Annotated in this window: 18 protein-coding genes; 12 read left to right on the forward strand and 6 right to left on the reverse strand. The window is 58.8% G+C overall.

The window, feature by feature from the left end:
- Positions 1 to 19 precede the first annotated feature (19 nt).
- The 3 genes from ACUM6F_RS03645 (at position 20) to ACUM6F_RS03655 (ending at position 3,468) form a co-directional block, all read left to right on the forward strand.
- Positions 20 to 1,486 (forward strand): CCA tRNA nucleotidyltransferase, encoded by a 1,467-nt coding sequence (locus ACUM6F_RS03645; RefSeq protein ID WP_445348402.1) that lies wholly within the window; start codon positions 20 to 22, stop codon positions 1,484 to 1,486.
- Between the two features lie 239 nt (positions 1,487 to 1,725).
- Positions 1,726 to 2,859, forward strand: a complete 1,134-nt coding sequence (locus ACUM6F_RS03650; protein WP_445348403.1) for a trans-sulfuration enzyme family protein — start codon at positions 1,726 to 1,728, stop codon at positions 2,857 to 2,859.
- Positions 2,860 to 2,922: 63 nt separating this feature from the next.
- Positions 2,923 to 3,468 (forward strand): DJ-1/PfpI family protein, encoded by a 546-nt coding sequence (locus ACUM6F_RS03655; protein ID WP_445348404.1) that lies wholly within the window; start codon positions 2,923 to 2,925, stop codon positions 3,466 to 3,468.
- Positions 3,469 to 3,607: 139 nt separating this feature from the next.
- Here the strand turns inward: ACUM6F_RS03655 and ACUM6F_RS03660 are convergent, their stop codons facing one another.
- The 5 genes from ACUM6F_RS03660 to ACUM6F_RS03680 all read right to left on the reverse strand — a co-directional run bounded on the left by ACUM6F_RS03660 (position 3,608) and on the right by ACUM6F_RS03680 (position 9,172).
- Positions 3,608 to 4,558 (reverse strand): ABC transporter ATP-binding protein, encoded by a 951-nt coding sequence (locus ACUM6F_RS03660; RefSeq protein ID WP_445348405.1) that lies wholly within the window; start codon positions 4,556 to 4,558, stop codon positions 3,608 to 3,610.
- On the reverse strand, positions 4,558 to 5,556 hold the full coding sequence (locus tag ACUM6F_RS03665; RefSeq protein WP_425620044.1) for an ABC transporter ATP-binding protein: 999 nt from the start codon (positions 5,554 to 5,556) through the stop codon (positions 4,558 to 4,560). The genes ACUM6F_RS03660 and ACUM6F_RS03665 overlap by 1 nt, the downstream gene beginning before the upstream one ends.
- Before the next feature lie 19 nt (positions 5,557 to 5,575).
- A complete protein-coding gene (locus ACUM6F_RS03670) occupies positions 5,576 to 6,502 on the reverse strand; it encodes an ABC transporter permease (protein WP_445348406.1) in 927 nt (308 codons plus the stop codon).
- Positions 6,503 to 6,505: 3 nt separating this feature from the next.
- Positions 6,506 to 7,435 carry an ABC transporter permease gene (locus ACUM6F_RS03675; protein WP_425620043.1) on the reverse strand — a complete coding sequence of 310 codons (930 nt, stop codon included), beginning with the start codon at positions 7,433 to 7,435 and terminating at the stop codon, positions 6,506 to 6,508.
- A 105-nt stretch (positions 7,436 to 7,540) separates the two neighbouring features.
- The gene (locus tag ACUM6F_RS03680; RefSeq protein ID WP_445348407.1) at positions 7,541 to 9,172 is read right to left on the reverse strand and encodes a peptide ABC transporter substrate-binding protein; all 1,632 of its coding nucleotides are present in this window, start codon (positions 9,170 to 9,172) and stop codon (positions 7,541 to 7,543) included.
- Positions 9,173 to 9,705: 533 nt separating this feature from the next.
- Between ACUM6F_RS03680 and ACUM6F_RS03685 the strand changes: the two genes are divergently transcribed.
- The 6 genes from ACUM6F_RS03685 to ACUM6F_RS03710 all read left to right on the forward strand — a co-directional run bounded on the left by ACUM6F_RS03685 (position 9,706) and on the right by ACUM6F_RS03710 (position 15,994).
- Positions 9,706 to 11,016, forward strand: a complete 1,311-nt coding sequence (locus ACUM6F_RS03685) for a histidine kinase (RefSeq protein ID WP_445348408.1) — start codon at positions 9,706 to 9,708, stop codon at positions 11,014 to 11,016.
- Complete coding sequence (locus ACUM6F_RS03690) at positions 11,006 to 11,761, forward strand: LytR/AlgR family response regulator transcription factor (protein ID WP_425620040.1); 756 nt, start codon at positions 11,006 to 11,008, stop codon at positions 11,759 to 11,761. The genes ACUM6F_RS03685 and ACUM6F_RS03690 overlap by 11 nt, the downstream gene beginning before the upstream one ends.
- A 54-nt stretch (positions 11,762 to 11,815) precedes the next feature.
- Positions 11,816 to 12,193, forward strand: a complete 378-nt coding sequence (gene acpS, locus ACUM6F_RS03695) for a holo-ACP synthase (protein WP_426377361.1) — start codon at positions 11,816 to 11,818, stop codon at positions 12,191 to 12,193.
- Between the two features lie 12 nt (positions 12,194 to 12,205).
- A complete protein-coding gene (locus ACUM6F_RS03700) occupies positions 12,206 to 13,765 on the forward strand; it encodes an NAD(P)H-hydrate dehydratase (RefSeq protein WP_425620038.1) in 1,560 nt (519 codons plus the stop codon).
- Positions 13,766 to 13,769: 4 nt separating this feature from the next.
- Entirely contained in the window at positions 13,770 to 14,891 is a 1,122-nt protein-coding gene (alr, locus tag ACUM6F_RS03705; protein WP_445348409.1) for an alanine racemase, read from the forward strand.
- 302 nt (positions 14,892 to 15,193) lie between these two features.
- Positions 15,194 to 15,994 carry a LysM peptidoglycan-binding domain-containing protein gene (locus ACUM6F_RS03710; protein ID WP_445348410.1) on the forward strand — a complete coding sequence of 267 codons (801 nt, stop codon included), beginning with the start codon at positions 15,194 to 15,196 and terminating at the stop codon, positions 15,992 to 15,994.
- Between the two features lie 181 nt (positions 15,995 to 16,175).
- Here the strand turns inward: ACUM6F_RS03710 and ACUM6F_RS03715 are convergent, their stop codons facing one another.
- Positions 16,176 to 16,739: a UbiX family flavin prenyltransferase gene (locus ACUM6F_RS03715; RefSeq protein ID WP_445348411.1), complete on the reverse strand. Its 564-nt coding sequence runs from the start codon at positions 16,737 to 16,739 to the stop codon at positions 16,176 to 16,178.
- A 133-nt stretch (positions 16,740 to 16,872) separates the two neighbouring features.
- Here ACUM6F_RS03715 and recO point away from each other — a divergent pair, with 133 nt between their 5' ends.
- From recO to glyQ, 3 genes are all read left to right on the forward strand, one after another.
- Positions 16,873 to 17,610, forward strand: coding sequence for a DNA repair protein RecO (recO, locus tag ACUM6F_RS03720; RefSeq protein ID WP_445348412.1), 738 nt, complete (start codon positions 16,873 to 16,875; stop codon positions 17,608 to 17,610).
- Between the two features lie 33 nt (positions 17,611 to 17,643).
- Positions 17,644 to 18,060, forward strand: a complete 417-nt coding sequence (locus ACUM6F_RS03725; RefSeq protein WP_445348413.1) for a DUF4342 domain-containing protein — start codon at positions 17,644 to 17,646, stop codon at positions 18,058 to 18,060.
- Positions 18,061 to 18,202: 142 nt separating this feature from the next.
- Positions 18,203 to 19,081 carry a glycine--tRNA ligase subunit alpha gene (glyQ, locus tag ACUM6F_RS03730; RefSeq protein WP_426377359.1) on the forward strand — a complete coding sequence of 293 codons (879 nt, stop codon included), beginning with the start codon at positions 18,203 to 18,205 and terminating at the stop codon, positions 19,079 to 19,081.
- Positions 19,082 to 19,083 lie beyond the last annotated feature (2 nt).

Consider the following 19,083-nt stretch of genomic DNA (forward strand, 5'->3'; position numbering starts at 1 on the left):
ATGTTTGGAGCAGATTTGAGTGAACGTGGAGAAGGAATTGAAAGCGCTGTTTTCGCCCGGCACGCGCAGGGTGCTGGAAACCTTGAACAACGCCGGTTACGAGGCCTACGTGGTCGGGGGGGCGGTCAGGGACATGCTCATCGGGCGCGAGCCCAAGGAGTTTGACGTCTGCACCGACGCCTGCCCCAAGGCCGTTCTCGAGCTGGCGGCAGCCAACAACATCAAGGCTTACCGTAAAGGGGTGGCCTTCGGCGTTGTTTCATGGCTGGTCGACGGGGAAGAAATTGAAATCGCCACCTTCCGTACCGAGTTGTACGGCGCCGATTCCCACCGCCCGGAACAGGTAGAGTTTGTCTGGGCGCTTGAGGACGACCTGGCTCGCAGGGACTTCACGATCAATGCCATGGCCATGAACCTGAAAGGCCGGCTGATCGACCCCTTCGGGGGCAGGGAGGCCATCCGGCGGGGGATCATCGAAGCCGTCGGCGACCCTGAAGAGCGCTTTGCTGAAGATGCTTTGCGCATGTTCCGCGGCTGCCGCTTTGTCGCCGAGTACGGCTTTCGACTCGAAGAGCGGACGAAGGCGGCCATTCCCAAGGTCCTGTGGCGCGTCGGCGGCCTTTCGGTGGAACGGGTGAGGGACGAACTGGAAAAGATTCTCCTGGCCCCCCACGTGCGGGACGGCCTGCAGGCTTTACTGGAGACGGGGCTTTTGAGAACGACCTGCCGCAGCCGCGGCGAAGGGGTGGAAATAAACGCCGACGTCCTGCCCGAAGTCGCCGCCCTGGCCGGTGTGCCGCAGAACCCGCGATATCACTGCTGTGACGTCTGGGGACATACCCTCGAGGTCGTGGCTAATACTCCACCCGTTTCCGTACTACGCTGGGCGGCTTTGCTGCATGATGTCGCCAAGGGCACAGACGGTGTGCGCGGGGTGAACAAGGATAACCAGCCAACCGACTACGGACATGCCAAAGCCGGCGGCCGGATGGCCGAGCAGATCCTCTTGCGTCTGCGCGTCTCCCCGTTAGTCGCGACAAGGGCGGCGTGGCTGGTGACCCATCACATGGGTTTTCCCGGTCTCGAAGAGGAGAATGTCATCCGGTGGCTTAAGAAGTTTGCTCCGCATTTTAGAAACCGCGAGCTTCTGGCGGAGGCGGTGGAACAGTTGCTCGTGCTCCGCAGGGCGGATACCCTCGGCGCCAAGGCCGACCCTGAACCGGTTCTCGATCAGACCGACCGCCTGGAAAAAATGGTCAAAGACATTCTCGAGAGCGTGCCTTTTTATCCCGAGGACCTCGATATCTCCGGCGGAGAGGTGGCCACGGTCGTGGGGCGGGGCCCGCAGGTCAAGCAAATTCTCGAAGACCTCGTTGTGCGCGTCCAGAAAAAGCAACTGCCCAACCGCAAGGACGAACTACGGCAGGCGGTAAGAAAGAAGGTCTGGCGTTTGCAGAACAGGGCGGACGTAAGACGTAAACAGTAAGACGTGGTCAAGGAGAGAAACAGGAGAAACAGCATAAAGGTCTTGTCGCGGATGAAAGGGTCATGTGCTTTACCAGGCGAGATAACTCCCCCGTTATTTCTACACAAAGATCAAAAACTGTACATAACTCTGCATGCCTGGACGGCGGAACGCCGGTTGGCGGCGTTCCTGCAGGCCCTTGGCCACCGCCGGTGATGCGGCAGTTCGACAGCAATACAATATGGGAGAGGACCCATCATATGAAGAAAGACACCCAATGTGTACACAGCGGCAGCTACCGGGACAGTGTGACACGGGGGATAAATACGCCGATTTTCACCTCTTCTGCCTACGAATACTTGGATCGAGAGGAATGCCCCTATCCGCGTTACTTTAATACTCCTAACCAGGATGCGGTCGTCAGGAAGATCTGTGCCCTGGAGGGGGCCGAAGACGGGGTTCTTTTCAGCTCCGGCATGGCGGCTATGAGCACCGCGATTCTTGCGTTCGCGGGTTCCGGTGATCACGTTGTCATGATGGACGAGCTGTACGGCGGAACGCATGCGTTTGCGACGGATGAATTTCAGAGGCTTGGGATCGGATACTCTTTTGCAGCCACCGATGCCGAGTCCGTATGCAGAGCGGCTACCGGGCACACCAAGGTGATCGTGATCGAATCTCCGACGAATCCCCTGCTGAGCGTTATCGACATTCGACAAGTGGCGGCGTTCGCCAGGGAGCGAGGAATCACGACGATAATCGATAACACTTTCGCCTCTCCGGTGAATCAGAATCCTCTCGAACTCGGAATAGACATCGTCGTACACAGCGGCACCAAGTACCTGGGGGGACATAGCGACATCTGCTGCGGTGTGGCTGTAACTTCACGGGATAAAGCGGGGCGCGTTCGCGCGTTGGCGCGGCACTTGGGTGGAAGTCTCAACGCGATCACCTGTTATTTGCTCGAGCGAAGCCTTAAGACACTGGCCTTGAGAGTCGGGCGTCAGTCGGAGAACGCTCTTCAAATTGCACAATTCCTCAAGGGACGTGAACGCGTGCGCCGGGTGTACTACCCTGGTTTACCCGACTTCCCCGGTCACGAAATCGCCAAGTCGCAGATGAAGGCTTATGGCGGAATGCTGTCCTTTGAATTGGACGAAAGGCAGTTAGACGCTTCGAAATTTGTGACGCGGCTTCGCCTTATCACACCTGCGGTGAGCTTGGGGGGCGTCGAGACGACCATCTGTGCTCCGGCGGTTACCTCGCATGCCAAGATGTCGGCAGCCGAGAGGAAACGCATCGGGATTACCGACTCCTTGTTGAGACTCTCGGTGGGAATCGAGGACGCCGGCGACCTTATTGAAGACTTAGAACAGGCTCTAATGGAGAAGTAGAAATGGGACAAACCGCTGAAGATGGGCCGTTTGTAGCACGCGGCCGCTGAAGCAAGGAGTGTCTTGACTCGCACTGTCGGCATCTACCTTTTTGATGACGTTGAAGTGCTCGATTTCGCCGGACCCTTTGAAGTGTTCTCAACAGCCTCGCGTGTGAAACACCGCCTGCAATCCGGCATTCCCAAACCGTTTGAAGTGTTTACTATCGCCGATCCCATCCGTACCGTTAGGGCACGCGGAGGCTTGATGATTCAACCGCATTATGGCGTTACAAATCACCCTCATATAGATATACTCATCATCCCCGGCGGCGTAGTTACGTCTGAATTGCAGCGTGAAACAATCGTGGATTGGATTGCACGAACGGCACATATGTCGACGATTACAGCTTCAGTTTGTACAGGGGCTTCTCTTTTAGGCAAAGCTGGACTACTTCACGGTAAAAGCGCGACTACCCACTGGGAAGATATAGCCGACTTCCGAGCTATGTTCCCTGACATCAGTGTTCAAGCCGAAACACGTTGGGTGGACACAGATAGGGTACTGACTTCGGCAGGTATATCCGCCGGGATAGATATGAGTCTCTACCTTGTCGCCGTTAAATACTAGCTCTAACATTAGGCAGTGGGCGGTGAGCGTTGAGCATTGGGAGTAATAAAGAAAGGGATTCGGTCTTGCCGAATCCCTTTCGAGTCTCCAACGTCCATCCAACGTCCGATATCTGACACCTATAACTGATACCAGATACCTAAACTAGCAGGCAAGCCACCTGGTGCCCGCTGCCCACATCACGTAATTCCGGTCTTTCCTCACGGCAGCGGTCCCGGGCCTGCGGGCAGCGGCCCGCGAAAATGCAGCCCGGCGGGGTGTTGATGGGACTGGGCACATCGCCGCTTAGAATGATGCGCTGGCGGTTCCTTTCGACCTCCGGATCGGCGATCGGGATGGCCGAGAGAAGGGCGCGCGTGTAGGGGTGGACAGGGTTCCGGTACAGTTCTTCGCTGTCGGCCAGTTCGACGATGCACCCCAGGTACATCACGGCGATTCGGGTGGAAATGTGCTTAACCATGGCCAGATCGTGCGCGATGAAAAGGTAGGTGAGTCCGAGCCGCTCCTGCAGTTCCTGGAGCAGGTTGACGATCTGAGCCTGGATGCTTACGTCCAGGGCGCTGATCGGCTCGTCGCAGACGACGAACTCCGGATCGACGGCCAGAGCCCGGGCAATGCCTACACGCTGGCGCTGCCCGCCGCTGAATTCGTGGGGGAAGCGGCTGGCGTGGGACGGGTCCAGCCCGACCATCTTGATCAGTTTGTTGATCTTGTCGCGGCGCTCGGAACCCTTCGCCAACCGGTGGATGTCCAGGGCCTCACCGATGATCTCGCCGACGGTTAGGCGCGGGTTCAGTGAGGCGTAGGGGTCCTGAAAGATCATCTGCAACCGCCGGTATAGCCGGCGGGACTGTTCCTTGCCGGCGTGGAAGATGTCTTGCTCCCGGTACAAGATCTGCCCTTCGGTGGGGTTGTAGAGACGGACAATGAGGCGGCCGACTGTGGACTTGCCGCACCCGCTCTCCCCAACCAGTCCGAGAGTTTCGCCTTTATATATTGTAAGGCTGATGCCGTCTACGGCCTTAAGTGTCTGATTGCGTCCTACGCGGAAGTGCTTTTTGAGGTTGTTGATCTCGATTAATCGTTCCATTAACCCACCTCCCTTGCGGCCTTCGCTGCCGCGGGATGGTGCAGCCAGCAGCTAACGGTATGCCTGGAACCCACAACCCAGGTTTCGGGTTCATACATGGCGCAAACCTTCATAGCGTAGTCGCACCGGGGCCAGAAGGCGCAGCCTTCAGGCGGGTCAAGCAGGTTCGGGGGACGTCCGGGGATCGGAGCCAGGCGCTTGCCCCGGGAATCGAGCCGGGGAACGGCCGCCAGCAGGCCCTTGGTGTAGGGATGCTGCGGGTTGCGGTAAATGTCGCGCGTTAAGCCCGTTTCCACAATCTTTCCCGCATACATTACAATGACGCGGTTGGAGAAACCTGCTACCACGCCAAGGTCGTGGGTGATCAGAATCACGGCCATCTTAAACTGTTCCTTGAGATCCTGGATGAGTTCCAGGATCTGGGCCTGGATGGTCACGTCCAGCGCGGTGGTGGGCTCGTCCGCGATAAGCAGCTTGGGACTGCAGGCCAGGGCCATGGCGATCATCGCTCTTTGCCGCATGCCGCCGCTGAACTGGTGCGGGTATTGTTTAAAGCGGCGCCGGGGGTTGGGAATACCGACGGTACGGAGCATCTCCTGGGCCCTTTCCACCATCTGGGCCCGCGTCATTCCCCCGTGCTTGGCCAGCATCTCCACAATCTGGTTGCCGACCGTCATAGTCGGGTTTAGAGAGGTCATGGGATCCTGAAAAATAATGCCGATCTCTCTGCCCCGGTATTTTTCCAAGTCCTTGTTGGACTTTTGGGCCAAATCCTCCCCGTTGAAAAGAACGGAGCCGCCGACAACCTTACCGGGCGGGGAGGGGATGAGCTTGACCAAAGACTGGGCGGTTACGCTCTTGCCGCAGCCGCTTTCGCCAACGATCGCCACGACTTCTCCCTGCTCGACGCCGAAGCTCACACCCCGTACTGCTTTAACGACTCCGGCATAGGTGGTGAAATCAACCTGAAGGTTTTCTACTTGCAGCAGCTTGGTCACATTTGTTGCACCTCCTACCTTACTTTCGCAGCCGCGGGTCGAGGGCGTCGCGTAGGCCGTCGCCCAGGAAGTTGAAGGCCAGCATTGTGATGCTGATGAAGAGAGCGGGGAAGAAGAGCTGCCACGGGTAGTTGCGCAAGCCCTGCAGTCCCTCGCTGGCGAGGACGCCCCAGCTGGCCATCGGGGCCGAGACACCCAGCCCAAGAAAGCTGAGCCAGGCCTCGGTGAAGATGTTCTCGGGGATCATCAGGGTCATTGTTACAATGATCGGGCCCATCGTGTTGGGCACAAGGTGCCGGGTCAGGATGCGCCAGGGCTTGGCCCCCATGACGCGGGCGGCCAGGACGTATTCCTGCTCCTTAAGGGCCAGGACCTGTCCGCGGACGATGCGGGCCATTGTGAGCCAGGTTGTAACACTTAAGGCGATAAAGATCGATTTGAGGCCCGGTCCCATCCATACCATCAACAGGATGACCCAGAGGAGGAAGGGCACGCTGAGCAGCACCTCGACGATCCGCATCATGATATCGTCGACTTTTCCACCGATATATCCTGAAATCCCGCCATAGGTTACCCCGATGATGAAGGATACGATGGCGGTGAAAAAGCCGATCATCAAGGAAATACGGGCGCCGTACCAGACGCGGGTAAAGAGATCCCGTCCGAGGAAATCGGTCCCGAACCAGTACTCCCCGTTGGGCGGTTTATTGACCAGTTTGAGGTCCTGTTCGTAATAAGTGTGGCCGCTCAGGTAGGGTCCTATCAGGGCCATCAGCAGCAGCAGAGTGATGGTGACCAGGCCGGCCATGGCGAGTTTGTTCTGGCGCAATCGCATCCAGACATCCTGCCAGTAACTGATCGTTGGTCTTCCCAAATCTTCGGCTTCCAGGCCTTCCTTGGGGAGGGGCCGGAACATATCGTCGCGCAGAACCAGGTTTTGCTCCAAGACCTAGACCTCCTTTACATCGGCCAGCTTGATTCTTGGATCGATAAGGGTGTAAACCAGGTCCACGATCAGGTTCATCAGCATCAGGAAGGCGCTGTAGAAAATGGTTGTCCCCATGATCATCGTGTAATCGCGCCCGAGGACGCTGTTGACAAAGTACTTGCCCAGTCCGGGGATGGCGAAGATGTGTTCTATGACAAAGCTGCCGGTTAGGACGGCGGCGATCAGCGGACCTAGATAGGTGACAACGGGCATGATAGCGTTACGTACGGCGTGGCGCATGACGATCACCCGCTCGGAAAGGCCCTTGGCGCGAGCCGTTTTGATGTAGTCCTGCTGCAGGACCTCCAGCATGCTGGAGCGCATCAGACGGGCGATAAAGGCGGTGGGCAGGGCCGAGAGGGCCAGGGCCGGGAGGACAACCTGCTGCCAGGAGCCCCACATAGCCGGGGGGAGCAGCCGCAGCTTGAAGGCAAAGACGTACATTAAAAGACCGCTCAAAATAAAACTGGGAACCGAAAAGTTGAAGGTCGCCAGGGCCATGGCTATGTAATCGGGCCACCGGTTTTGCCGTAGGGCCGAAACAACGCCCAGGAAAAGACCGACGATAACGGCGAAAGTAACGGCCACGAACCCTAAGGTGGCGGAAACCGGGAAGGCCTCGGCAATGATCTCGTTCACGGTGCGGTCGAGCTTGAAGGAAGGGCCGAAATCGCCCTGGGCCAGGTTGATAAGGTAGTCGGCATACTGTTTCCACAACGGGTCATCGAGGTGATAGCGGGCGTTCAGGTTCTTGAGAACAGCAGGCGGGACCTGTTTTTCCGAGGCGAAAGGACCGCCGGGCACCGAGTGCATCATGATGAATGTCACCGTAGCTACCAGCCACAGCGCGAGGAGCATGGTGCCTAGCCTGCGTACGAGGAAGCGCAGCAAGCATATCCCCCCTTGCGAGAGTATTCAGCCATCGGTTGCAGCAGCGAATAAAGAAAAGCGGTGTGCGGGGGGTTATGCCCCCGCACACCGGGATATCTTACCTAACTATTCAACGTAGGCGTACTTGAAGTCCGCGTAGACGGCGAACGGCGGGACGATGACGCCCTTAATGTTGTCCTTGATTAAGCACGGCTTGGTGTAGTAGTAGATCGGCATAATCGGCATCTCGTCCATCAGGATCTTCTCGGCCTCATGCATGGCGGCCATTCTTTCCTTCTGGTCTCCGGTGGCGTTGGCCTTCTTGACCAACTCGTCGTACTTCTTGTTGCTCCAGTTGGTGTCGTTGTTGTTCTCCGGAGGCTCGGTCACGAACATGTCGATGAAGGTCATCGGATCGAGGTAGTCCGGGCTCCAGCCGGAGCGGCAGATGTCGAAGTTCTGGTGGTCCATGCTGTCCAGGTAGACCTGCCACTCCTGGTTGACCAGCTCGATGTCGATGCCGAGGTTCTGCTTCCACATCTGCTGGATGGCCTGGGCGATCTTCTGGTGGGCTTCATTGGTGTTGTAGAGGAGCTTCAGCTTCGGGAAGCCCTTGCCTTCCGGGAAACCGGCCTCGGCGAGGAGTTTCTTGGCCTCGGCCACGTCTTCCTTGAAGAAGGCGTTGCCGCTGTTTTCCTGGAAGTCCTTGCCGTCGGCGTCGGCGATGCCGTACGGGACGAAGCCGAAGGCAGGCTTCTGGCCGGCCTGGGTCACGTTCTCTACGATGGCCTGGCGGTCGATGGCCATCGCCAGGGCCTTGCGCACGCGCACATCGTTGAGCGGCTTCTTTTCTACATTAAAGCGATAGAAGTAGAGGGCGCAGTCGGGGAAGATCTTCAGCTCGCCGCTGGCCTTCAGCTGCGGGATCTCCTGGGTCGGAATGTCTTCCACTAAAATGTCAACTTCGCCGGTCCTATACATATTGTAGGCGGTGTCATAGGACTCGACGAGCAGGAAGTCGAGTTTTTGAAGCTTAACATTGGCGGCGTCCCAGTAGTTCTCGTTCTTAACTGTGGTGATCTTTTGGTTATGCTCCCAACTGACCATCTTGAACGGGCCGTTGCAGATGTAGGTCTCCGGCGACTTGTACCACTCGGGGTTCTCTTTGTCCATCTTGGCGTTGATAGGGAAGAGGGTCGGGAAGGCGGTCAGACCCAGGAACTGCGGAGCCGGGGCCTTCAGGGTGACTTCAAGGGTCTTGGGATCGACGACCTTGATGGCGACGTCCTCGGCTTTGCCCTCGCCGCTGTTGTATTCTGCGGCGCCCTTGATGTAGAACAGCTGGTAGGCATAATCCGCCGCCGTCTCCGGGTTCAGGGCGCGCAGCCATGCATACTTGAAGTCCTCGGCCGTTACGGGTTCGCCGTTGGACCATTTGGCATCACGCAGGTGGAAGGTGTAAGTCAACTGGTCGGGGGAAATGTCCCAGCTTTCGGCGATGGCCGGCTGCGGGACGTTATTGGCGTCGTAACGGGTGAGGCCTTCCAGCAGGTGCGTAATCAGCGTGCCTTCGGGAAGACCGGTGGACCTGGCCGGGTCGAGGGTTTCGGGTTCAGCGCCAAGATTATAGCGGATGTACTGTTCAGCAGCCTGTTTGCCGGCGTCCTTGCCGTCCTTGCCGCCGCCGCAGCCGGCCGCAAGGAGTCCCGCCAGCACTACAACCAGGACGATCAGTAAGAATCGCAACTGTTTGGGCACTCTCGAAATACCTCCTGTAATTTAGCAGTGGGGTCCGTTCAGAAAGCGTAAATACGCTGCTCTACGCTAACACCCCCTATGACGGCAGTCTGGCAAACCTTTGTTAAATAGCTAGAACAATTATATAACTGAATAGTTAATCCCGGTAGATGAAAAAAGAGACTTAGCCGCCAAAAAAGGCTAAATGGAGGACTTTGCTTATATTTATGCAGTGTTCTGCAATTATTTCCACAATCAGTACCCAAGACCAAACAAGCCTGATTGGCTCCGTTTTTGGATTCACTAGACCGGTTCATTTCCCTTTTTAAGATTAAGGGTTTTGGCTAGTTCTAATCATTTTATTCTTTTTGTTCATTTTGTTCTTTTTGGTTTTGAGTTTTAGAGCGATGATGTTGAAAACTATTCCCTTCGTATCACGTGGGCCTTAATCCAGAGTATCCCATTTACCCTGTAGCAGGCGTGTAGTATAGTTTTGATGTGTAGTATAGTTGTGATAGAGACAACTACATGCCTTTAAGGGAGAGCGGGGGCTGATGATACAGGCGATCGGGGTCCGTTTCCTTGCAGCCCAGGCCGTGATTACGGGCGGACTTCTCATTTATGATCCTTCACTTTGGAAGGTGGCCACTGTTCTAGCTGCTGCCAACATTGCGGCAGGCTGCCTGCTCGTGCCCAGGAAGGGGCAACCCCAGGTCATCACGGTCAGGCCCGATGAAAAACCAATTGAAACGACTCTTCAGATTGCCAGTGAGACGCTTCCTTACATGCGCCGGGGGCTTAACGAGGAAACGGCCAAAAAAACGGCCGAAATCATCCAGAAAATCGGTGACGTGGCTGCGGTAGCGATTACCGACCGCAACCGTGTATTAGCTTTCCTCGGTCCCGGCTGTGACAAGCACCCTCCCGGCAAGGACATTGTGACCTATGCCACCAAGGAGGTCATCCGGACCGGCCAGCTCAAAATCGCCGAAAAGAAGGAAGACCTGCAGTGTCCGGTCACGGACTGCGTCTGCCCGCTTGAGGGAGCGATTATCGTGCCCCTTAAGATGCGGGACGAGGTCGTCGGTACCATCAAGCTTTACCGCACCGAGAAGGGGCCCATCCCGCAGGTGCTTGTGAAGTTTGCGGTCGGCATCGCTCAGCTGCTGGGCATCCAGATGGAACTGGCCGAACTGGACCGTCGCTCGCAGCTGGCCACCAGGGCCGAACTGGACGCCCTGCGGGCGCAGATCAATCCGCATTTTCTTTTCAATACGCTGAACACCATTACGATGTTCATCCGCACCAACCCGGAGATGGCCCGCCGCCTACTGATCCGCCTGGCGACCTTCTTTCGCTACGCCTTGAAGCGGACGGGGCATTTCAGCACCCTGGCCGAAGAACTGGAGTGCGTGAACAACTATCTCATTCTTGAAAAGGCCCGCTTCAGGGAGAAACTGCGGTTCCACCGGGACATCGACCGGGGTTTGTGCGAATACATGGTCCCCGTCCTGACCCTGCAGCCGCTGGTCGAGAACGCTGTCAAGCACGGTATCGCTCCCAAGATAGGGAGCGGGACCGTCCGTGTTACCGTGAAGCGGCAGGGCGACGAGATCGCGATCGAGGTTTCCGATGACGGCGTGGGCATCCCGCCGGACATCATGTCCAGGGTTTTCGAGCCGGGCTTCGGTTCCGGGAGCGGGGTCGGGCTCTCCAACGTTAACGAGCGCCTCAAAAGTTTGTTCGGCGAAGAATACGGCCTGTCCATCCAAAGCGAGGTGGGCAAGGGAACCACCATCGGTTTCCGGGTGCCGCTGTGCAAGAACTCGGTTGCTGAAAGAGGAGGGCTGTCAGGTGAAGCTTAAGGCATTGATTGTCGACGACGAGTACCCGGCGCGCCAGGAGCTGCGTTACGCGCTGAGCAAGTTCGACAGTATCGAGATCGTGGGCGAGGCGGCCAATGCCCACGAGGCGCTGGCGTTGATTAAGGCGCTTGATTACTCCGTCCTGTTCCTGGACATTTCGATGCCCGGCATGGACGGCCTCGAACTGGGAGCGGCCATCCAGGAGCTCCCGAAACCGCCCTTCGTCATTTTCGTAACGGCCTATGACGAGCATGCCGTTAAGGCCTTTGAAGTCAACGCCATCGACTACATCTTAAAACCCATCGAGGACAAACGCCTGCGCATGGCCATCGACAAGGTGATGAGGGCAACCCAGGACGGCCACTTATCCGAGGTTCCCGAGCGGCGGGAGAGGGATCTGGGCCAGTACAGGATCGACCGCATCCCGGCCGAGGTCAACGGTAAGACCATCCTTGTCAACACCAAGGAGATCGTTTACGCTTTTACCGAAACGGATACGGTGTATTTAAAGACCTACGACGACAAGCTGTCGACTAATTTCACCCTGAAAGAGCTGGAAGCGCGGCTGGACCCGTCCGTCTTTTTCAGGACCCACCGCTGCTGTCTCGTCAACCTGCGGAAGGTTAAGGAGATCATCCCGTTCTTCAACGGGACGTACACGCTGGTTGTCGAGGACAAAGAGAGGTCGGAAGTGCCGCTCAGCAGGACGCAGGCTAAAAAGCTCAGGCAAATACTCGGCTTTTAAATGCCCGTTTTTAGCGGTCTCAGAAGGAATTCGCAAGAACGAAGAGAGGAAATGTTGATTTACGGCGTTGGAACCGACATTGTTTCCGTCTCCCGCATCGCCTCAGCGATAAATCGTTCGGGCGGCCGTTTTCTCCTGCGCGTTTTCACTCCTGCCGAGAGGGATTATTGCCTGGCGCGCAGGACTCCGGAGCAATGTTTTGCCGCGCGTTTTGCCGGCAAGGAGGCGGTGTTCAAGGCGCTCGGGACGGGACTTGCGGGCTGCGGCTGGCGGGACGTGGAGATCGCCGCGGACCCCGGAGGCGGCCCGCAGGTGCGCCTGTTAGGGCGGGCCGCCGGTATCGCGCTTGACCGGGGGATCGGGCGCGTTTTGCTTTCCCTTACGCACGAGGATCACTATGCCGTCGCCTTCGCCGTGGCGGTGAGGGATTAGGAGGGTTTTGTATTGCGGGTAGTTACGGCCGCCGAAATGCGGAGCATCGACCACAGGGCCGGCCAGGATTACGGCATCCCCAGCCTGATCCTGATGGAGAACGCCGGCATCGCCGTTTGCCGCGTGGCCCTGGACATGCTCGGGACCCCGCAAGGCAAGGTTGTGCTGGTTGTTGCCGGGAGAGGCAATAACGGCGGGGACGGCTTCGTCGCCGCGCGCCATCTGCACCTGGCCGGGGCAAAGGTCAAGGTGCTGATGACCGCCGACTCCGAAGCGGTAATCGGTGAGGCCCGCACCAATTTGGATATCTGGCTCCGCCTGGGGCAGAAGGTTTACGACTTGCAGGACCGCAACGGGATGCAAGTCTTGCAGCTGGGCTTAATGCAGGCCGACCTGGTCATCGACGCCATTTACGGCACCGGTTTTCGCGGAGCCTTGAAGGACAAAGTCCGGCGCATTATCGAACTGATTAACGAGAGCGGCAAACCGGTGCTGGCGGTGGACGTCCCCTCGGGCGTCGAGGCTGACACCGGGAAGACCAACGGCCTGTGCGTAAGGGCCGCCAAGACGGTAACCTTCGGCCTGCCGAAACTGGGCTTGGTCCTCGATCCCGGTGCTTCGTTCGCGGGCGAGGTGCAGGTGGAAGGAATTTCACTGCCGCCCGATCTCCTGGCCGACGGGGGAACGCGTTTCCTGCTTACCCCGCGCCTGGTCGGCCGGTGGCTCACTCCCCGTTCAGCCGACGCCCACAAGGGGGATTTCGGCCACGTCCTCATCGTCGCCGGGTCGCGCGGGATGACCGGCGCGGCCTCCCTGGCCGCCGAGGCGGCGCTGCGCGCCGGAGCCGGTCTGGTGACCGTCGCCCTTCCTGAGAGCCAGCAGCCTGTTATCGCCTCTCGTCTCGTCGAGGCGATGACGCTGCCCCTTCCCGAGACCCCGGACGGTACACTGGCCCTTGCCGCCAGGGATCATCTGCTCGAGCGGGCGGCGCGGTGCAGCGTGATGGCTCTCGGCCCGGGACTTTCAACCCATCCGGAGACACAGGAACTGGCACGGGAAGTGGTACTCGGCAGCGCTGTTCCCTGCGTTGTCGACGCCGATGGACTGAACGCTTTTGCGGGTACGGCGCCAGGGCTCAAATACGCCCGGGGCCCCCTTGTCGTTACGCCGCATCCCGGGGAAATGGCCCGCCTGCTGGGAATTTCGGCCCAAAAGGTGCAGTCCGAGCGGCTGGCCGTTGCCGAGCAAACCGCCCGCGACTGGGATTGCGTGACCGTATTGAAAGGGGCGCGCACCATTGTTGCGGGGGCGGCCGGGACGTTCGTCAACCCGAGCGGGAACCCCGGCATGGCTACGGGGGGAAGCGGCGACGTGCTGACCGGGGTTATCGCCGGGCTGATCGCCCAGGGTCTTGACCCCCTGCACGCCGCCGCCGCTGGCGCTTTCGCGCACGGGGCGGCCGGTGACGCGGCTTGCAGGGATAAAGGACAGCGGGGACTGATCGCCGGGGACACCGTCCGCATGCTGCCCGAGATATTGAAAAGACTTGAGTCCGAGTCAACGGAGGTGTAGCGCCATGTCGGCCGAACCAACCTGGGCTGAGATCAGCGTCTCTGCGCTGGAACACAACCTTTCCGAAGTCCGGCGGCTTGTCGGTCCGCAGACTGAGATCATGGCCGTAGTCAAGGCCAACGCATACGGCCACGGCCTGGTTCCCGCGGCCCGGGTTTTCGCCGCTAAAGGGGCCGACTGGCTGGGGGTGGCGCGTGCGAGCGAAGGGGTGGAATTGCGCCGGGCGGGCCTTGCCCTGCCGATCCTGGTCCTGGGATACACGCCTCCCGAGCAGTACCTTTACCTCTTGGACTACAACATCACGCAGACCATTTACGATCTCGAACTGGCCAGGATGTTGTCCGAGGCTGCGGGGGAAAGGGGACAGACCGCCAAAGTCCACCTGAAGGTGGACACCGGCATGGGACGCCTGGGCTTTCTCCCGGAGCGCGACATCTATGCGAGGATCCTGGAGATCGCGGAACTGCCCAACATCGAAGTCGACGGCTTGTTTACCCATTTCGCCGCTGCCGATGCGGCCGACAAGACTTACACCAGGCAGCAGCTTGACGCTTTTGTCGAGCTGACCTGTCACCTGGGACAGGACGGGATCGACATCCCTTATCTGCACGTAGCTAACAGCGCAGCGACCATCGACCTTCCGGAGAGCCACATGAACCTGGTGCGGGTCGGGCTCATGCTTTACGGCCTCTACCCTTCAAAGCATGTCGACAGAACGAGGGTCGATCTCCGGCCGGCGATGAGCTTGAAGAGCCGCGTGGGGATGGTGAAAAACGTCCCGGCCGGAACATTCGTCAGCTACGGCTGCACGTACGTGACTCCTGCGCCGACGACGCTGGCGACGATCCCGGTCGGCTACGCCGACGGCTACACGCGACTGCTTTCGAACCAGGGGGAGGTCCTGATCCGCGGCCGAAGGGCGCCGGTTGTGGGGAGGGTCTGCATGGACCAGATCATCGCCGACGTTGGGCACATCCCCGGCGTCCAGGTGGGCGACGAGGTTGTCGTGTACGGCCGGCAGGGGGATGCCGTTCTGCCTGTCGAGGAACTGGCCGAAAAGGTCGGCACGATCACCTATGAAGTCGTGTGCGCCGTTACCGCGCGCGTTCCGAGAGTGTATGTCTAACAGTAGTCGGTAGTCAGTAGTCGGTACTTGATGGGATTTACGGAGCGAATCCTTTCTGCTCCTAGGACTTAAGACTTACAGCATAGAACCCCGTTCCCGAGCGGCTGGGAACGAGGTTTTATTTTTTTGCATAATTTTGGTTAAGAAAGAGGATTGCTGGTAGGCGCTGACGAATACGAGTACCATTGCGCTGGAAGAAGGTGAGAATGTTGACAATACCGCGAAACCGACCGTCCCGCCGCAATTTACGGCAGCGTGTCCTTCGTTCGGCTGCCATCCTATTCTGCTCCGGAGCCCTGTGGGTGGCGGGGCTTGCCTTCGGAAGCGGGGCTCCCGCCTTGGCCGCCGCCAAGTATACCGTCAAGGCCGGCGATACCCTTTGGGGAATCAGCAACAAGTATGGCGTCAGCGTCAGCCAGCTTAAGGCCGTAAACGGCCTGCAGGGCGAGTTGCTCAGCATCGGCCAGGTACTGGTCATCCCCGGTACGGGCGCCGCATCCCCGAGCCGTTCCGGGTCGGCCGTCCACGTTGTTGCCGCCGGTGACACCCTCTGGCAGATTGCCCAGAAATACGACACCAGCGTCTCGGCGATTATGTCGGCCAACAAGCTGGCCAGTGACCGCCTTCATATCGGACAGAGACTGTCCATTCCACGCGCCGCAGGTTCGCAAAGCCTGGCGGCCAGGCCGAAAAACCTGTCGACCCTGCCCCCGGCGCCCGTCAGCCGTTCGGACAGCGATGCCGCCCGCGACATCCTGGAAATCGCCCACGCCCAGCTCGGCAAACCTTACGTATGGGGTTCACAAGGACCTGACGGTTTTGATTGCTCGGGGTTTACGTCGTACGTGTTCAAGCAGTTTGGTGTCAGCCTTTCCCACAGCTCATACGAACAGTTCAAGCAGGGGGTCCCCGTGAGCGGCGATGAACTGCAGCCGGGAGACCTGGTCTTTTTCACCACGTACTCCAAGGGCGCCAGCCACGTGGGGATCTATACCGGCGACGGGCAGTTCATCCACGCTTCCTCAAGCAAGGGCATCACTTACACCTCGTTGTCCGACTCCTGGTACGGTCCGCGATACCTCGGCGCGCGTCGGGTCTTATAGATGTTAGAAGTTAGATGTTGGATGTTAGATATTAGCTGTTAGCCGTTAGAAGTGAAATAATACTATATAAAATAAAAAAGAAGAAGAGATTCGGCAAGCCGAATCTCTTCTGTTCCAACGCTAACTGCTAACGGCTATTTTCGGTCCAGGATCGTCCAAAAGCGAGTATAGCATTTAACATCTAACTTCTATCTTCGCCCCAGCGGTGCGCAAGACTGTTTTCTATCCCCAGTAAATCAAAGACACGCCCCGTCGTCTGGCGCACGATGTCGTCGATCGTCGCGGGGCGGGCATAGAAGGCGGGCACCGGCGGCATAATGACCGCGCCCAGCCTTGCCAGCTTAAGCATGTTTTCGAGGTGGATGGGGGAAAGGGGCGTTTCCCGGGTAACGAGGATCAGCCGCCTTTGCTCCTTGATGGTGACATCGGCGGCGCGCAGGATCAGGTTCTCAGCGTACCCCGAAGCAATGCCCGCCAGCGTCTTCATGCTGCATGGGGCGACAACCATGGCCCGGCATTGAAACGAGCCGCTGGCGATGGGGGCCGTGAAGTCGTTTTCCTCGTACGTCCTGCTTGCCAGGGCGGTCACCCGGTCGACGGTCCAGGCCGTTTCCTGGGTGATGATATAGCGCGCGGCGGCCGAGAGCACGAGGTGGGTCTCGACGCCCCGGACCGCGAGTTCCTTGAGGATGTTGATGCCGTATACGGCTCCGGAGGCCCCGGATACGGCCACGATAATGCGCAAGCGAAACGCTCCCCGTTACGAGTATTTCCGCAGGGCCGTGGATGCCATGTCCTGACTGCCCTGTGTTTCTAATTCTAACCGTTTACCTTGATAAAAGAAAGTTACCTTGATAAAAGAAAGGTTGTACACGTCCGTGAAGTCTTACCGGATTCGGGGGATCGTCCTGCGCAGCAGGGTGATGCGCGAGGCGGACAGGCTGCTCATGCTTTTCACGTACGAGCGCGGTAAGATAAAAGCCGTCGCCTACGGAGCGGCTAAACCCCAGAGCAAGAAAAGGGGTGCCGTGCAGCCGTTCACCGTAGCGAGTCTGCTCCTGGACGCCGGCCAGGAGATGGATGTCGTGCGCCAGGCTGAAGAAGTGGCGGTTTTTCCAGGGTTGCATGCCGACCTGGCTTTATTGTCCTACGCCGCCAGCGCCTGCGAACTGGTGGAACTGCTCTGCCCCGAAGGACAGCCCAACCACGGCGTCTACGACCTGCTCCTGCTCTACCTGCGGCTGCTTCCCGCAAAAGAACGCCGCCCGCTGGTGCTGGCCTTCACGGCCAAACTGCTGGCCCTGACCGGGTTCCGGCCTCTCCTGGACGCCTGCGCGCACTGCGGCAAGCTTTTATCTGCGGGGCCTTTCAGCCTGAAACTGGGCGGGTTGCTGTGCTCGAACTGCCGGAGCCGGGACCCCGACGCCCTGCCATGCAGCCCCGGGACGGTTCGCTTGCTGAACTCGCTGACAGAATGGCCGCTTGAACGTCTCGGCTCGCTCAAGGTTTCACCCGGCATGCTCGACGAGCTCGGCGCGCTTCTTCATTCCTACCTCTGTTTTACACTGGAGCGCGAGCCCCGTTCCCTGGCATTTTTACGCAAGATAGGGGAATGATAAGTCCAAGCACAAACAAAGAGGGGGATGAAGATGACCGAGCTCGAGAAGATAGACGTTCTGCGAGCGCGTTTGGGCATCGGTTACCGGGAAGCCAAGGAGGCCCTTGACGAGGCAGGGGGTGACGTTATCAAGGCCCTGATCAAGGCCGAGGAGAAATACGGCCGGACCAGGGACGAGATGACGGCCCGGATCAAGGAGTGGGCCAGGCGCGGCGGCAGGAGCCGGCTGCGTGTCAAGAAAGGCGACAAAACGGTTATGGAAATACCGGCGGTCGTCGGAGCGGCGGGCGTATTAGGCACCCTGGCCTCCAGCCAGCTGGCCGTCCTCGGACTGGTTGGCCTGCTGACCGCGATGACCAGGAACTATACCCTGGAAATCGACGAGGGCGAGCCCACGGCACATGCCGTCGAGGAAAAAGGCCGGCGCGCAACCCGTCCGCCCATTTAGTATTGACTTTACGACCTATATCTGGTACTTGTATAGAAAATTGCCGAAAAAACCTCCCGTCTCTTAACGCAAGGGTTAGGGCGGGGGGTTTTCACTTTGCCTTTGTGCCGGGCAGGAGTGTTTACAGAAAGAGGTGACGGGTATGATGACTTTTCAGGACCTGATCATGATGCTTAACAGGTTCTGGTCCGACCAGGGATGCCTCATCCAGCAGCCGTACGACGTCGAAAAAGGCGCGGGGACGATGAACCCCGCCACCTTTTTGCGCGCGCTGGGGCCGGAACCGTGGAAAGTGGCCTACGTGGAGCCTTCCCGCCGGCCGACCGACGGCCGTTACGGCGAAAACCCCAACCGCCTCCAGCACTACTACCAGTACCAGGTTATCGTCAAGCCTTCCCCGGACAACATTATCGACCTCTATCTGGAAAGCCTGAGAGCGATCGGCATCATCCCGGAAGAGCACGACGTCCGGTTTGTCGAGGACAACTGGGAGTCCCCTACGCTGGGCGCGTGGGGCCTGGGCTGGGAAGTCTGGCTGGACGGCATGGAAATCACCCAGTTCACCTACTTCCAGCAGTGCGGGGGCATCGACTGCAAGCCGGTCTCGGTGGAAATCACCTATGGGCTGGAAAGGCTGGCTCTTTATCTCCAGGATAAAGACAGCGTTTTTGACATCGTGTGGGTCCCCGGGATAACTTACGGGGACGTACACCACCAGGGCGAGGTCGAGCACTCCCACTACAACTTCGAGCTCGCCGACACCAACATGCTCTTCGACCTCTTTGACATGTACGAGCGTGAGGCCCTGCGGGTAATGGAGAAGGGGTTCGTCCTCCCCGCCTACGACTACGTCCTCAAATGCTCCCACACCTTTAACCTGCTTGACGCTCGGGGTGCGATCAGCGTCACCGAGCGCACCGGGTTTATCGCCCGGGTGCGGGCCCTGGCGCGCGGCTGCGCGCGGGCTTACGTCAAACAGCGCGAGGAAATGGGTTACCCGCTGCTGAAGATGGAGGTGTAACG

The sequence above is a fragment of the Desulforudis sp. DRI-14 genome (assembly GCF_052618305.1).